The organism is Nostoc sp. UHCC 0870, assembly GCF_022063185.1.
GTDB lineage: Bacteria > Cyanobacteriota > Cyanobacteriia > Cyanobacteriales > Nostocaceae > Trichormus.
This window is the reverse complement of the sequence record NZ_CP091913.1, coordinates 2,087,106-2,101,289: the sequence shown is the minus strand read 5'-3', so window position 1 is coordinate 2,101,289 and position 14,184 is coordinate 2,087,106. Positions and strand designations below refer to the sequence as shown.

The 14,184-nt window shown below is 39.3% G+C and carries 14 protein-coding genes; 9 read left to right on the top strand and 5 right to left on the bottom strand.

Features of this window, described 5'->3' with window-relative positions:
- Positions 1-37: 37 nt before the first annotated feature.
- The 3 genes from L6494_RS09090 to L6494_RS09080 all read left to right on the top strand — a co-directional run bounded on the left by L6494_RS09090 (position 38) and on the right by L6494_RS09080 (position 2,992).
- Positions 38-1,282 (top strand): hypothetical protein, encoded by a 1,245-nt coding sequence (locus tag L6494_RS09090; protein WP_237993996.1) that lies wholly within the window; start codon positions 38-40, stop codon positions 1,280-1,282.
- 150 nt (positions 1,283-1,432) lie between these two features.
- The gene (locus L6494_RS09085; RefSeq protein ID WP_237993994.1) at positions 1,433-2,521 is read left to right on the top strand and encodes a glycosyl transferase; all 1,089 of its coding nucleotides are present in this window, start codon (positions 1,433-1,435) and stop codon (positions 2,519-2,521) included.
- 57 nt (positions 2,522-2,578) lie between these two features.
- Positions 2,579-2,992 (top strand): secondary thiamine-phosphate synthase enzyme YjbQ, encoded by a 414-nt coding sequence (locus tag L6494_RS09080; protein WP_237993992.1) that lies wholly within the window; start codon positions 2,579-2,581, stop codon positions 2,990-2,992.
- A 232-nt stretch (positions 2,993-3,224) separates the two neighbouring features.
- On the opposite strand, the gene vapC is transcribed toward L6494_RS09080, so the two are convergent.
- Together vapC and L6494_RS09070 are read right to left on the bottom strand one after the other, a co-directional pair.
- A complete protein-coding gene (gene vapC / locus L6494_RS09075) occupies positions 3,225-3,626 on the bottom strand; it encodes a type II toxin-antitoxin system tRNA(fMet)-specific endonuclease VapC (protein ID WP_237993989.1) in 402 nt (133 codons plus the stop codon).
- The gene (locus tag L6494_RS09070; RefSeq protein WP_237993987.1) at positions 3,627-3,854 is read right to left on the bottom strand and encodes an antitoxin; all 228 of its coding nucleotides are present in this window, start codon (positions 3,852-3,854) and stop codon (positions 3,627-3,629) included.
- 128 nt (positions 3,855-3,982) lie between these two features.
- Here L6494_RS09070 and L6494_RS09065 point away from each other — a divergent pair, with 128 nt between their 5' ends.
- The 6 genes from L6494_RS09065 (at position 3,983) to L6494_RS09040 (ending at position 7,341) form a co-directional block, all read left to right on the top strand.
- Positions 3,983-4,249: a type II toxin-antitoxin system Phd/YefM family antitoxin gene (locus L6494_RS09065; protein WP_237993985.1), complete on the top strand. Its 267-nt coding sequence runs from the start codon at positions 3,983-3,985 to the stop codon at positions 4,247-4,249.
- A gap of 171 nt (positions 4,250-4,420) precedes the next feature.
- Entirely contained in the window at positions 4,421-5,170 is a 750-nt protein-coding gene (locus L6494_RS09060; RefSeq protein ID WP_237993983.1) for a hypothetical protein, read from the top strand.
- On the top strand, positions 5,170-5,961 hold the full coding sequence (locus tag L6494_RS09055) for a Nif3-like dinuclear metal center hexameric protein (protein WP_237993980.1): 792 nt from the start codon (positions 5,170-5,172) through the stop codon (positions 5,959-5,961). Before L6494_RS09060 ends, L6494_RS09055 begins: the two co-directional genes overlap by 1 nt.
- Before the next feature lie 189 nt (positions 5,962-6,150).
- Positions 6,151-6,369, top strand: a complete 219-nt coding sequence (locus tag L6494_RS09050) for a hypothetical protein (RefSeq protein ID WP_237993972.1) — start codon at positions 6,151-6,153, stop codon at positions 6,367-6,369.
- A 287-nt stretch (positions 6,370-6,656) separates the two neighbouring features.
- Complete coding sequence (locus tag L6494_RS09045) at positions 6,657-6,812, top strand: hypothetical protein (protein ID WP_237996324.1); 156 nt, start codon at positions 6,657-6,659, stop codon at positions 6,810-6,812.
- A gap of 217 nt (positions 6,813-7,029) precedes the next feature.
- The gene (locus L6494_RS09040) at positions 7,030-7,341 is read left to right on the top strand and encodes a DUF6679 family protein (RefSeq protein ID WP_190699577.1); all 312 of its coding nucleotides are present in this window, start codon (positions 7,030-7,032) and stop codon (positions 7,339-7,341) included.
- Between the two features lie 162 nt (positions 7,342-7,503).
- Here L6494_RS09040 and L6494_RS09035 read toward each other — a convergent pair whose 3' ends face one another.
- The 3 genes from L6494_RS09035 to L6494_RS09025 all read right to left on the bottom strand — a co-directional run bounded on the left by L6494_RS09035 (position 7,504) and on the right by L6494_RS09025 (position 14,176).
- A complete protein-coding gene (locus tag L6494_RS09035) occupies positions 7,504-9,144 on the bottom strand; it encodes an MBL fold metallo-hydrolase (RefSeq protein WP_237993970.1) in 1,641 nt (546 codons plus the stop codon).
- Positions 9,145-9,768: 624 nt separating this feature from the next.
- Positions 9,769-10,296: a GerMN domain-containing protein gene (locus L6494_RS09030; protein ID WP_237993968.1), complete on the bottom strand. Its 528-nt coding sequence runs from the start codon at positions 10,294-10,296 to the stop codon at positions 9,769-9,771.
- A gap of 274 nt (positions 10,297-10,570) precedes the next feature.
- Positions 10,571-14,176 carry a hybrid sensor histidine kinase/response regulator gene (locus L6494_RS09025; RefSeq protein WP_237993966.1) on the bottom strand — a complete coding sequence of 1,202 codons (3,606 nt, stop codon included), beginning with the start codon at positions 14,174-14,176 and terminating at the stop codon, positions 10,571-10,573.
- Between the last annotated feature and the right edge of the window lie 8 nt (positions 14,177-14,184).

The window sequence follows — 14,184 nt, the reverse complement described above, 5'->3', positions numbered from 1 at the left end:
TACATTGATTAATTAATACCATATCAGTTGAAAAAATATGTTTACCAAAATTCGTCGGATATTAAAGCAATTCTTTAATAAATCAAAAAACATCAACAATGAACCTCTAAATAGAGTAAGTTTGATTGTGATTATCTTGATTGATATTTTTATATTAATCAACGTTTTTACAGGACTAGATGATATTAGTAGATGGCATCTCAGTCCCACACAAGCTTACCCTTGTTATTCCGAATGGCAAAGTTACAGCAAACAAACTACTAAAGATAAAAACTATGAAATTGTCAGGCTATCATTGCAATTTGCTAGTAATAATACACCTAGCCGCTCAGAAATATATCAACAAGCTGAAGCAGGTCATCTAGGAAAAGTTTCGCCCACTTGTTTACAGTATGCAGAGTACCAAGATAAGATTAATAACTCCAAAAATCAGCAAACCATCAAAACCATTGACCAGAAACAAGTACAAATCAGTAATTTTCAACAATCTAATAATCAGATTCGCGCTCAGTATGACTCTACACTCTTAGAAAAGATTGCCGGACAACCTCGTGGACAATCAATTAATCAAGTCAGTGCCGAAAAAGCTAAACAAGAATTAGATCAAAATAATCTCAAGATTTCCCAACGAAAACAAGAAATTTCCCTGCTAAAGAATGAACTACTCAATCAACCAGAAAGTGTTAGTTTTTTAGGCTTTCTTCAGAAAGAGAATGAATTTACAAAAATTGAACAAGGCTATAAGCAAGCATCGTTTTGGTATCCAAGTATCCAATTGGCTTTTCAGTCTTTGTTTCTATTACCACTGATTTTCGTCGCCTTATTAGTGCATCAATTTTCCCAGCGTAGAAGATACGGACTCATTTCCCTGATTAGCTGGCATTTGTTGGTAATATTTTTTATTCCATTAATCCTCAAAACCTTTGAATTTCTGCAATTTGGCGTAATCTCTCAAGTTATATTTGATTTTATTAGTACCATTCTGGGTAGATTACTTTTCCTCATCAGCTATGTTTATATCTTGCTAATTCCCTTAATTGGTTTTGGCATCATCAAGTTTTTTCAAAAAATTATCCTTAACCCTAAACTTCAGGCTGTTAGCAGAGTTCAAAAATCACGCTGCGTCAAATGTGCGAAAAAAATTCAACAGAATGATGCCTATTGTCCCCACTGTGGTTATTATCAATATGTTGAATGTCAAAACTGCCATAATCTGACTTACAAACATTTACCACACTGTAAACATTGCGGCAGTCTCCAAGATTCCAGTCATTACCACTAGTACAGTACGGCGTAAATAAACCACCCATTCCAAATCAACAAAACCCTTACGCTGCCTTCATTTTGATTTTTGACTTTTGACTTTTGACTTCCGCTTTGCGGTACTAGTTCTCTTTAGCTGAAGTTCCGTACAGACTCCTCACACCCCAACATGAAACGCCCAATTTTATATGTAGCTATCACAAACCACGGCTTTGGTCATGCTACCCGTACCGCATCTGTAGCTGCGACAATTCAAAAGTTATGTCCAGAAGTCTTGTTAATTATGGTGACTACTGCGCCTAGGTGGTTGCTAGAATGTTACATAGAAGGTGATTTTATCCATCGTCCCCGCGCTTTTGATTTGGGGGTGGTGCAAGCGGATAGCTTAAATATGGATAAAGACGCAACTTTGGCGAAGTTACTGGAGATTAAAAAGCAGCAAAATTCGTTAATTGCTTCCGAAGTAAATTTCATTCGCCAAAATCGTGTGCAGTTGATATTGGCGGATATTCCTTTCCTCGCGCCTTTATTTGCTCAAAAAGCAGGTATACCTTGTTGGATGATGAGTAATTTCGGCTGGGATTTCATCTACCGTGACTGGGGTGGGGAATTTTTGGCTATAGCTGATTGGATTAGTGAGTGTTATCGAGAGTGCGATCGCTTGTTTCGTTTACCCTTTCATGAACCTTTACCAGCTTTCCCTAATATTACCGATGTCGGCTTAACTGGTGGTACTCCCCGTTACTCGGCTGAGAAAATACGTTCTATTTGGGGTATCACCGCACCTCAAGACAAAACTATCTTGTTAACTTTCGGTGGTTTGGGTTTACAAGAAATTCCCTACGACAACCTCCGTCATTTCCCCGACTGGCAATTTATTGTCTTTGATCAGTCTGCGCCAGATTTACCCAATTTAATCAAAATTAATGACCGAAAATTCCGTCCCGTCGATTTTATGCCCCTTTGCGGACGGGTTGTTTCTAAGCCTGGCTACGGTACATTTTCTGAGGCTACCCTATTCGATGTCCCTATTGTCACCATTCCCCGTGATAATTTTGCGGAAGCGGCTTTTCTTTTAGAAGAACTGGTAAATTACAACTTGCATCAAATTGTCACACCAGAGGACTTTTTTCAAGGTGACTGGGACTTCCTCAATCAACCACTGCAAGCACCAAAGCAATCACAGCCACTAGCTAAAGATGGAAATCAGGCGATCGCACAAGCTATTATTAATTATTTACAGTCGATAAAAATGTAAAAACTCCGCGTAGCTCCGCGCTTACCTTTGAGTACCTTTGCGTTTTAAACATCAACTATGACTCACTACCAAAAACTTCTCAGGATTACTACTAACGGCAAATCCTTCCTGAACATCACCTCAAAAATCGAGACAACAGTTGCCGAATCAGGGGTAGAAACTGGACTTTGTACATTATTTTTACGCCACACTTCCGCCAGTTTAGTTATTCAAGAAAACGCCGACCCAGATGTATTAGTTGATTTAGCCAACTTCATGGCGAAACTTGTACCAGAATCAGGACAGTATATTCATAATGCTGAAGGTGCTGATGATATGCCGGCACATATCCGCACAGCCTTGACTCACACTTCTGAACATATCCCCATTAATCGCGGTCATTTAGTTTTAGGAACTTGGCAAGGAATCTATATTTGGGAACATCGCCAACGCAGTCATACCAGAGAATTAGTTATCCATATTTCCCAATAGTGACGGTTTGTAGTAAGGACTTTAGTCCTTATTACGAACTCAAACACAATAACTTTACATGACCTAATTAGGACTTACGCAACTGGCATATTTTTTCTGTAGGGTGCGTGACGCAGCGAGAATATTTGAACGTAGTCATGAGACTTATAGCGTCACGCACCAACCACCAATTGTGACTCTTGCGTAAGTCCTGCTAATGTAGTTAGTTTTATTCCTATCAGCTTACTTAAAGCTACTCAACCCAATTCTCTAATAACAGTGTGGGAATGCGAGCAAATTCTCGCGTATTATTGGTGACGAGAGTAACTCCTAAACTGAGAGTATGAGCAGCGATGAGTAGATCCATTGCACCAATGATAAGTCCTCTACTTTCGAGATCACTTCTAATGCTGCCGTAAATCGTCGCAGATGCTTGATTGAATTCAACAATTTCTAGAGGTAGCAAAAATTGTAGCAAGGCGGTGCGATTTTTATTTTGTTGTTGACTTTTGGCAACTCCATATTCGAGTTCAGCAACAGTAATGGAAGAAATACCCACATCAGAAAGGCTTAAGGTTTGGAATTTATCTAACACTTTTTGAGGTTTATGCTTGATGAGGTAAATACAGATATTGGTATCAAGCAGATATCGCATTTACAAACTCTCTCTGGTATCGATTGGTGGCTGATCTCTAGTAGTCATGAAATCATCGGAGAAATTGTCTAAACTCTCGATGAGTGATTCCCAAGGATTATCTTTGGCAATGAGAACAATTGCATTACCAATTTTTTTAATATAAACTTCTGTGCCAGTGAGTTGAAAATCTTCCGGCAAAATCACAAATTGGTGAGTGCCATCAGTGCTGAGTTTGGCGATGTTCATTTTTCTTCTATTACATTCAGATGTAGGTTTAGGCTAAAGCAAGGAAAGGCAAAAGTGGGATGATCCCCTTTGCCTATCCATCCAGTGTTATTGTAAGAAATATTTGGAATTAATCAATATTGAAGCAAATGACTATCACTGTCAACGTTGCTGAAGCGAATCCCAAATTTACTGAATTGCTGAATCAAGTATTGCTCTGTGAAGAAGTCTTGATTGCTGAACAAGGTATTCCGGTTGCTCGTCTAGTCACCCTTAGCAATAATAGTTATCCTCTCATTCCCGACTTAGATAAAGGTAAATCCGCATTTCTTACAAACAGTAGGGGCGGGTTCACAGATATACTTGAATTATTCACGGATATTTCGCTTAACCCGCTCCTACGGACTCTGGACTGAGGTTGCAAGAATTGGTGAAAAATCCGGGTAAAGTGTTGATATCACGATATTTCAATAACCCTTTACCAGAAGATATCTTGATTGATGGTTAAGTTTATTTATGTTAAATATATTTATCTGTTGTAACAATATATAATAACTATTTGCAGCCTTTAGCCTATCTCAATAAAGATGCCGCAACACATTGCACCAAACAATAGTTTCCAATTTATTGATGAAATCCTGAGTCAACATAATGTTAAGCTATTGAGTCTTAATCCCCATAAAAAGATAATCACTAGCTTTGTAGAAATAGAAGCATTAATTAGAGAAAATATTATAGACAATCAATTAATTAACACTCTGCAAAATACTTTAGAACGGATAGTTCAATCCCAATTACAAAATTTCCCAGAAAATATCTTCTGGGATTTTGATTTTATGGTTAGTAGTATGTTATATCAAGCGTTAAATACAGAAGAAGATGCGGCTAATTTTCTAGAAACTTTTACTAACAAGATGGTCTTGTTAACAGAGTTATTCGGAATTAATAATGAAATCCGTTTCCGCTATGTTCATGATTTTATCTATGGTTTTGATTGGGCAAAGTGGGTACAAAAAGATCCACAACAACGCACTTTCATAGAGCCTTTTAGTTTAATATTTCTAGATTATTTGTTAACAAAAGCTAATGAAATTATACAACGCATTCATCGTGGTAAGTCTCAATCTTATAAATTGTGTGATAACGGTTTTCGGAATCCTTTCACATTCTCCCGTGAACCAGAAGATGAATATCGGTTGTTAACTCATCTAGCTAAAGCCGAACTTATCCCTGTGGCTGCTTGGGATTGGAATGCTTCCCCTATTTGGAATCAACCTTTTCAGGAAAGACGTGAAGAATTAGCATTAGAGTTGAATATTCAACCCCAAAAACATTGATGAAAATTGCTGATTTAATTACTTGGTTTGAAGCATGGGCTAATCCTAGTTGGTGCGAAAGCTGGGATAATTGTGGCTGGCAGATTGAGCCGGGTGTATTACAAGAGTCGGCTAGGGTTTTGGTATGTTTAACACCAACTTTGGCGGTAATGGAAGAAGCGATCGCCTTAAATGCTAATCTCATCTTTGCCCATCATCCTTTAATTTTCAGTCCCCCTAAATCTTTCCGCACTGGTGAACCAATTGCGGAGATGGCGCGGTTAGCCTTCACCCACAATATCGGTATCTACACCGCCCACACCAATTTTGATCACGTCGCCGATGGTACGGCTGACGTTTTGGCGCAAATTTTAAAATTAAAAGATGTCTCCCCGATTGTACCTACCCAAGCAGGGTTAGGTTATGGGCGGGTGGGATTATTAGAACCATTTTTGACGTTACAGGAATTACTCACAGTTATTCAAAATAGCCTGACTCCTCCAGATTTAATATTTTCCCCCAATGCTGATTTACAGCAAGTAATTTCTAGGGTGGCGGTGTTGGGTGGTTCAGGGGCTAGTTATATTTCGGCGGTGGTGAAAACAGGCGCACAAGCTTATCTGACATCTGACTGTAAATTTCACCAATTTCAAGAAAGCCGCGATCTCCATCTCATTTTGATCGATGCCGGACATTATGCCACCGAACGCCCCGCCTGCGATCGCTTGGCGCAAAAATTTCAGTCCTTAAATCTCGACTGGGTGCAACTAAGTACCAAGGATGAGGATTTCCGCCAGTTTTTTCAAGCTTAACTAGAAAGCAGGGGCAAGGGTAAAATCCAATGCCCCATTAACTAACATTAATTTTTGTATTACTCATTGTGATACGGATCACACTTTTTTGTAATTAGAATCACAACGGTGTGCTGTTCTATATCAATGATCAATAACGTAAAGTAGTCCAAACTAAAGGTGATAAATTGCGTACTCTACCAAAACACGATGATTCGCGCACTTGTTGAATCTGCTTTTCAAACTGGATATCTGAGCGTTGAATCTGAGGGCTTACTGCATCAGGTACTGGCGACTAAATGCTATCCGCCAGAAGATTTGGCAGTTCTGGCAGATTTATGTGATGCAGTGCATACAGGAAAAATTAAACGAGAAGGATCTTCTCAACTGCTGATAGAGTCTATCACCCAATACAAGTCTTGCGAATAGTGGTGAGTAAGGAGTGCTGAGTGCTGAGTAGTGAGTAAGGAGTAGTGAGTAAGGAGTGGTGAGTAGGAAGTAGTGAGTAGGAAGTAGTGAGTAGAAAAATGTCTACCCAGTCCCCAATCCCCAATCCCCAGTCCCCAATCCCCAATCTGTGCCACGGAAAAATTATTAAACTCAAAACTAGTGAACTTTTGTTGTTGAAAACCGTGAAGGTTAGCAAAAGAATGAGTTAAGATCAAATACGTAGGGGTAAAAGTCAAGCCGAAGCCCCAGGCTTCTCAGCAATGCCAATGATTACAAGTAGGCAAATTGAACAACCGCAATCATCGCTTGTTTTGGAGTATTTCTTATTACATAATGGTAGGAAGGACTTACCAGCCAATATTCAGCAGGTGAGGACAAGTACCGAATTTTCTTACTTTCATGAAGAAGTAGACATTCGCTAAATGACCCTGAAAGAGATAGAATCTTGGTGCAGTCACTACCAGTTTATGACCCAACATTTCCCTAAATGCTCACAACTAATAGCAATCCCTTGGGTGGGTTTAACTGACACACTGATTCTTAACCGTGAAACTCACCTCTTAAGGGTTTCATTTGCTTGGGGTAAAACCCAGATTTTGAAAGGTTTAACTACGTTGTTTAAAAAGGCAGAAGCATTACATGCTACACCGCAAGATTTATCAACTGTGTTGCGATGGGCGGGAGGTATGTGTTTTCTTGCGGGACCAGCAACGCTGGATAGAACGCGCCCGCATCCTCGACATAGAAGGCGATTTAGTGACCCTGCGCTATGAAACAGAAGAAGAAGACGAAGTTTGTTCTTGGGAAGAAATGGTTCGCCTTGAAAGCATCGGTGCTGTAACTCAAAAGTTAGCTTCAGTCCCACGCGGTAATGTAGAACCACTCATGACTGAAGATTGTCCAGAAGCCGAGCGTATCCGCAACCATTATCCTGAGTCTAATCCTGAATAGACGAGGCAGGAGGCACGAGGCAGGAGGCAGAAGGAAAGATAGTTTTAATAGCTTCATTTTTCTGCAAAAACTTCTGTTTATCTGTCCCTGACTACTTACTTAGTTCTAAGTACACCCTAATCCTGAGTAAACTCTCGTACTCAGGATTAATCATTTCATGACTCATGACTCATAACTCTCGAAAGCGGGACAGTAACCTTCTAGGGTGACTCTAAAGTTATATAAAGGAGAAGCTGGATTCCAACAGCGTTGTCCTCTTTGGTGTCGGCAAGTACCGCAGCAATCGACATCCGACATCATAAAGCGATCGCTATTTTGATTCAGTAGTTCTCGTTGGGTTAAGCCCCTAAATACTAATTCTTCTCCCTGCCAACGGGCTTCAATTAAACCTGTATCTGCAAATTGTCGCCAACGAGGATCGCCTGTAATGGCATCGGGTAGGGTAATGGTGATGATTGTGTCTAATTCTGTTACTTCCCCTTGATAATTAGTCTCTGGGGGGGCGGGTTGTAAAAATGTATCGCCAATAGGCAGTTCTACCCGTGTACCAGCCAAGGGAGAATGGATGTGATAGCGGTTTTGTAGTTCTTCTAAACTGGTTAGGTCGGCTAAATAAGCCGCAGAACCATGCACGAAGACAACGTGTTGGGGGCGCAAATTATGAATTAACTGAGTAGTTCCAGGGCCATCGCTATGCTGTGCTAGTAGATAGGTGTCAATGGTTGTGGGTGTGGGATATTGCTGTTTAATTTTGACATCAATTTTTTCTGGTAGTAAGACGAGCCAAGACCCGGTGTTGGGTTGGCAGTATTGGCTGAAATCTGCTGTGACATCTGTAAGCACAATACAAGGAGATTTGCCCACCAGATGACGATGTTCTGACTGCAACCGCCGCACGCGGGGACGTATTCGTTCATCCCAAAATAAGGGTTGATGGCGGGCAAAGTTTTGTACTGATGGCGGTAGATGGGGTAATAGTTCTAAGTAAGCGTCGCACCCTTTAGCCACAGCACCATCAACCCAAATATCTAAATCCCTCCCGGTGAAGTGGTGGTGAGAGCGCAACAGCATTAACAGTTCTTGTCCCAGACCTAATGCGGGTGTGGGTAGTAGCACAGAACGACCTTCAGCGATCGCGTGGTTGATGCGTTCGGCTAGTTGGTTTTCTTGGTTGCGGCGGTGGGGGTGACGTGATGTGCCGTAAGTACCTTCAATGATCAGCACGTTCACATCTGAACCCCGCAACTCTTCTAACCGCAACCCTTCTACTAATCGAGAGTTAGATAAGAAAAAATCCCCTGTATAGAGGAGCTTGTAAGCGCGTTGGGCTGTGGTGTATGTGAGGAGAATTGCTACTGCGCCTGGCAAGTGTCCGGCGGGAAAGATTTCTGCAACTAGTCCTTTTTGTAACTCAATAGGCGATCGCAATGGCAAGGCGTGACAAAACTGTGGGACGTTTTCTGCCTCTGGCCAACTCAGTGGCAGTAATTTGCTAGTTACTTCACTGGCGTAGATGGGTAAATGCGGGAAAGCTTGATGCAGCGATAATAACCCTCTAGCGTGGTCTGGGTGAGCATGAGTGACTAACACTAAATCTACTGGTAACTTTGACGATTTAGTGACACTTTTTTGTAAGGATGAAATGTCTGCCAAACCACAGTCTAGCAGGATGCGGTGTGGCCCCATCCGCACCAACAAACATACACCCTCGTCATGATGCTGAACACTATAAGGAAAGCATTCTAATTCTGTTGCTGTTTCCTCTGTGTCAACGCGGGAGTATGCTGGCACATTATCCCTCATGCTTTCCTCCCCTCCCATCTCATAATCTTTGACATATCCCAAAAGCCCACTTTTCTAAGGATTTTGGTTTTGTAAACTAGGGGTAAGTTTGACAATGTGCCTCTCATCCCTAAGAATATGGATTTTTGATGGGGGAGGACACCTCTTGCAAACCCTCAGTGTTTGGGAAAAGCTGATAACGAGAAGCCCTCAAGCTGGAAGCTCAGGGAACTTGTCTTTTGCTTTAATCTATCAATGGGCAGAGCCATTGCCGTGATAGTTATCTGAATCATAAAATCCATTTTTCGTCCCAAAAAATAGGCACGAAATGGTAAATATAACAGTTAACCCAACGATAATCAGCTTTACATCCATTGGTTTATTACCCTTTCATCAAGACTTTCTTATATTAATAGTGCGATTTAATAATCTAGCTGAATCGCTAGAAAATCTTTACTATGCTTGGTTTGATTGAGCAATAAGTAAATTTACTACCTTCAGTCTGATTGTAAAACTTTTCAGATCACCTGTCTATTAACGTAATACGCCTTTACAAAGCATTTTTGGGAATGGGGCGTTGGTCTGAATTTGCGATCGCGTAGGCGTGGATATACATTTAGATAACCTGATACGCGTGAATATTGACTACATCACAATTGGTTCGCCTTTTTCAGTGAAGCGTACTTCTTTAATTTTCCACTGGGAATTATTGGTAAGGGTTTTGCGGACACTGCCAAATAAAGCAAACTGTTCACAGTTAGAAAGAGAAATGAAGTTACGTTTTGATTGGGGTGAGAGTCGCAAGTCAACTGTTGCAACGCCATTATTGACTGTGACACGATAACCAGACAAACTAAAGTCGGCTGTGTCTTGTTCTTGTATGATTTTGCCAACTGTATTAGTTAAAGACTCTACTGCTGGTACGGTTACTTTTTGCGGAACAAATTCCTGGCACTGAATATCGCTTATATATAAAGTAACGTTTACCATCTTACCAGAAGCAGCTTTAGAGGTATCAGAGGGGGACTTGATATTGTTGTGTTTGACTCTGAGTTGAGCCATACTCTGGGTTGGGGTTGGTGTTGTGCTAGTTTCTGGTAGGTTGGAAGCACAGCTACTGATGCTTGCTGCGATCGCTATCATCAAAAACGGTAAAAGACACCTGGAAATCATATGCAAAACTTTGGTTGTATATCTTTCTCTTAATCTCAGCGTTGATTGACCTTTTTCAACACCAAAAACATAGACTACCTTCTTATAGCACTGTGCATCGTGCCTTATTAAACGTAGACTACGAAGATTATTCCGTGTGTCTGAGCAAATTTTTTAATGTACAAACAAATACTGGCGAAACTATTGGGTTAGATGGCAAAGTCCTCAAACATTAATATTATAGAACAATATGTTTAAAAACATCGCACAAGCCCAAAAAATATGCTCTTTTGTTTTAGACACAGTTAAACAACTTTTTAGAATGAAATAGCCCTGGGTTTAAATTCTCCTTTTCTGTATTGATTAATCGCTCAACTGTGGCTAGCAAATCATGCTCTAAATAAGGCTTAGTTAAGTAACCTTGTGCGCCTAATTCTTGGGCAAGTTGACGATGTTTTTCGGCACTACGGGAAGTCAGAATGACTACAGGTAATTTCGCCAAAGTTGGGTTATTTCGGATGTGACTTAATAATTCAAAGCCATTCATGCGGGGCATTTCTAAATCCGAAATGACAGCCTGAATTTGAGGATACCTTTGTAACTGTTCTAAAGCTTCTATGCCATGTTGCGCTTGTATTACTTGATAACCAGATTTTTGCAATGTTAGAGAGACAGTTTGCCGCAGACTGATCGCATCATCTACAACTAAAACTACTCCTGGAGATTTGCGGTGTGATTCTTCTATAGAATTTGTAGGTTTGGAAGCAGCCAATAATGGTATTGATTCCAGGGTAGAATCTGAGACTGGCAAGGATTTATTATTAGCAGAATTAGCTTCTGGTAATGCGCCTACATCCAATGTAGCTTGCATCTCAACAGACTGGAGAAACAAAGCTCCATCAATGACTAAGATGAGAGTACCATTAGCCAAACTACTACAACCATAAATATATTTTGGTGGAGCGATCGCAGTTCCTAAAGGTCTAATTACTAGTTCTTGCTCACCAATAATTTGGTCAACTTCCAAAGCAAATACACCGTGATCGTGCCTCAATAATAACACAGGATTATTCATGACTTCTGTGTTATGTTCAGCTAGTAAATTGCTATTAATCACATTGGGAGCTAACGAACCATTATAAGACATCAAATCTGAAAGTTGATAAAGGCTGACCATAGTTTCATCATTATCTATATGGCAATGTAAAACTTTTTTACCGTCAATTTCTTTAATTTGTTGCGGTGTAGGAATAACAATTTTTTCGATACTATCCAATAATAAAGCATAAACAACACCACCAGATTGCACTAACATTAATTGGTCGGTAGTCATAGAAAAAGGAATTTTAAATATAAAAGTTGTACCTTGATTGGGCTGAGATTGCACTAAAATCGAGGCGTTAAGTATTTGCAGTTGAGAACGCACAATATCTAATCCCATTCCCCGTCCAGAAATTTCACTCACCTGATCAACAGTAGAAAATCCAGGTGCAAACATCACATCTAACAAATCAGATTCATCCCAATGAGCATTTCCTGGGTGCAAATTCAATTCAACAGCTTTTTTGCGAATCTTATCTAAACTCAATCCCTGTCCATCATCTCGGACTTCAATCACTGTTTGACTACCTTGATGGTAGGCGCAAATTTCAATGACACCTGTTTCTGGTTTACCTCGTTCCCGGCGAACTTGCGGCGATTCAATACCGTGGTCAAAAGCATTACGCACTAATTGTAGTAGGGGATCGTAGAGTTTTTCGGCGATCGCTTTATCTATTAGTAATCCTGTACCAGTAAGTCGCAATTCCACCTGTTTATGATAAACATTACCCAGTTGTTGAACCATCTGGGGAAAGCGATTCAATATATTACCGAAAGGTAACATTCTCGCTTCCACTAAGTTATCTAGCAGATTTAAAGCTAAATTTTGTTTTTTATCACTAATTTGGCTAGCTTGTTTTAAGAGTAAATCAATTGATTCGGTAGTTTCTTGTAATTGCAGTGTCTCTTCTATAGATTCGTGTAATGTCAAATGGAATTCTGTATAAACATCCATTTCCAATGAGTCAAATTTCACTGATGCAAAATTTTGTGTCTGATGTGATTTGACACTCTGCATTTGTAATGGCAAATCACGTAATTGATTTAACGTTTCTTGATGTCTGCTTAGTTGCTCAGATAATCTCTCAAGTATCTCTTGAATTTGTTCATCGTTTAACGCTCGTCTTTTTTGGTAAACTAATAATTCACCAGCTAAGTAATTAATGCGTTGGAGTTTATCTACATCTACACGTATGAATGAACTAGATTGATTTCTCTTACTGAGAGAAGTCTGAGATTTTTCTTCTATTTGGTCATTAACAACGTCAATTACTCTTTCTGTAATATCTGTACTTACTTGGTCAATGACAGATAAAGATTTTTCAGAGTTGGGATTATCATTAAGTTCATTGTTATGTTGAATTTGAGTATTTACCAATTCATCTGCTAAATCCTGACTTGTTTCTTCTCCCCAAATTGATTCTAAAAGGTGAGAATCTACAGCATCAATTGTTTTTGATATATGTTGAACAACTAGTAATTCCTGTAACTTGGGACTGTCACACCAATTTTTTTCTTGAGCAGTCACAGGAGGATGTTTTTTATATTCTGTCGCTAATAAGCTAATTTTATTTTGTAATGCTTTAATAAAAGAAATTCGATTATCATTTTTTTTACGGGCATACTGAAATTTAGCAATTGCAAAGAGAATAATTAAAATCATTCCTTGGCGATAGAGACAAAGACTTTCGCTATCACCGTCATTGCGGATAAATTCTAAAAATTTCTTCAGCCAATTGTCAACATAACTCAAATAGTTTTCATCTTCGTGATTAGAAATTAATATATCTAGATCCATTTCTGATACTGGAATTTCACTTTCATGACTAAACCAGCAAAATATGTAATGAATTGCCTTTAGATAAAATTTAGCCGTTTCTGGCTTAACTCCCTGATGGGTGTTATTTTCTGATGTTATTAAGAATTGGTAAAACTCATTTTGTTTATCTGAAAAATCAGTATATGATGATTGATCAATAAGTGTTTTTGTGACTGGAGACAACTGATCTATTGTTGTAACTCCTAGTTGTAGTAAAGCAGTAGAAGGACTACCCCCACGAGTGCGATCGCCTGCTAATACATCTGTTTGGGCTTGCTGTAAATCAACTAGGGCAATTTCTGCAATCTGGCGTACTTGAGTTGGATTACTTTTTAATGCCGCTAAAATTGCTTGAGAAATTGCTTCAAAGCCAGGTAGATTTAAAGATTCAGACAAACCAATAAATACTTCAGCTTGAGAAGTCAAAAAATCTACAAATTCAATATTATCCACTAGGCTTTTAATAGCTTCATGGATATTTTCTAACCGTTGTTTTACCCCAGATTCAAAAATAGACTGGACAATATCAAACCCTAATTCTTGAGAAGTAGGTACATAAGTATCTTTTCCGAAATTATCACCTAACTTTTCTTGAATTTGTATAAATATTAAACTTGCCCTTTGCAACAGTTCTTTGTCATTGATTACACTATCAGTTAGCTCTGAATTTAGTGCTAACTTTAAGCATTCGTAAGCTTGATACAAGAGTGTATGCAATTCAAAATCTATTAAGATTTCTGGGCTATATAGAGATTTAAATATATCCTCTAAAGAGTGCGCTATTTTCTTAATTAATTCTAGCCCAACGGTAGCAGCCCCCCCTTTAATTGTATGAGTTGCCCGCATTAAGTTATGCACCTTAGCTGTGCTATGACTTTCTGATAAACTTAATAGTTCTTGTTCAATAGTTTGTAGTAAGTCAGGAGCTTCTGCTAGAAAATAAATATAGCCCTGTTCACGAATTTCTGTGTCGGTAATCATAATAATAG

What these genes read in the sequence shown, in the direction of transcription:
- L6494_RS09090 (WP_237993996.1), top strand. Translation starts at nt 38, where the DNA reads ATGTTTACCAAAATTCGTCGGATATTAAAGCAATTCTTTAATAAATCA.
- L6494_RS09085 (WP_237993994.1), top strand. Translation starts at nt 1,433, where the DNA reads ATGAAACGCCCAATTTTATATGTAGCTATCACAAACCACGGCTTTGGT.
- L6494_RS09080 (WP_237993992.1), top strand. Translation starts at nt 2,579, where the DNA reads ATGACTCACTACCAAAAACTTCTCAGGATTACTACTAACGGCAAATCC.
- vapC (WP_237993989.1), bottom strand. Translation starts at nt 3,626, where the DNA reads ATGCGATATCTGCTTGATACCAATATCTGTATTTACCTCATCAAGCAT.
- L6494_RS09070 (WP_237993987.1), bottom strand. Translation starts at nt 3,854, where the DNA reads ATGAACATCGCCAAACTCAGCACTGATGGCACTCACCAATTTGTGATT.
- L6494_RS09065 (WP_237993985.1), top strand. Translation starts at nt 3,983, where the DNA reads ATGACTATCACTGTCAACGTTGCTGAAGCGAATCCCAAATTTACTGAA.
- L6494_RS09060 (WP_237993983.1), top strand. Translation starts at nt 4,421, where the DNA reads ATGCCGCAACACATTGCACCAAACAATAGTTTCCAATTTATTGATGAA.
- L6494_RS09055 (WP_237993980.1), top strand. Translation starts at nt 5,170, where the DNA reads ATGAAAATTGCTGATTTAATTACTTGGTTTGAAGCATGGGCTAATCCT.
- L6494_RS09050 (WP_237993972.1), top strand. Translation starts at nt 6,151, where the DNA reads ATGATTCGCGCACTTGTTGAATCTGCTTTTCAAACTGGATATCTGAGC.
- L6494_RS09045 (WP_237996324.1), top strand. Translation starts at nt 6,657, where the DNA reads ATGATTACAAGTAGGCAAATTGAACAACCGCAATCATCGCTTGTTTTG.
- L6494_RS09040 (WP_190699577.1), top strand. Translation starts at nt 7,030, where the DNA reads ATGCTACACCGCAAGATTTATCAACTGTGTTGCGATGGGCGGGAGGTA.
- L6494_RS09035 (WP_237993970.1), bottom strand. Translation starts at nt 9,144, where the DNA reads ATGAGGGATAATGTGCCAGCATACTCCCGCGTTGACACAGAGGAAACA.
- L6494_RS09030 (WP_237993968.1), bottom strand. Translation starts at nt 10,296, where the DNA reads ATGATTTCCAGGTGTCTTTTACCGTTTTTGATGATAGCGATCGCAGCA.
- L6494_RS09025 (WP_237993966.1), bottom strand. Translation starts at nt 14,176, where the DNA reads ATGATTACCGACACAGAAATTCGTGAACAGGGCTATATTTATTTTCTA.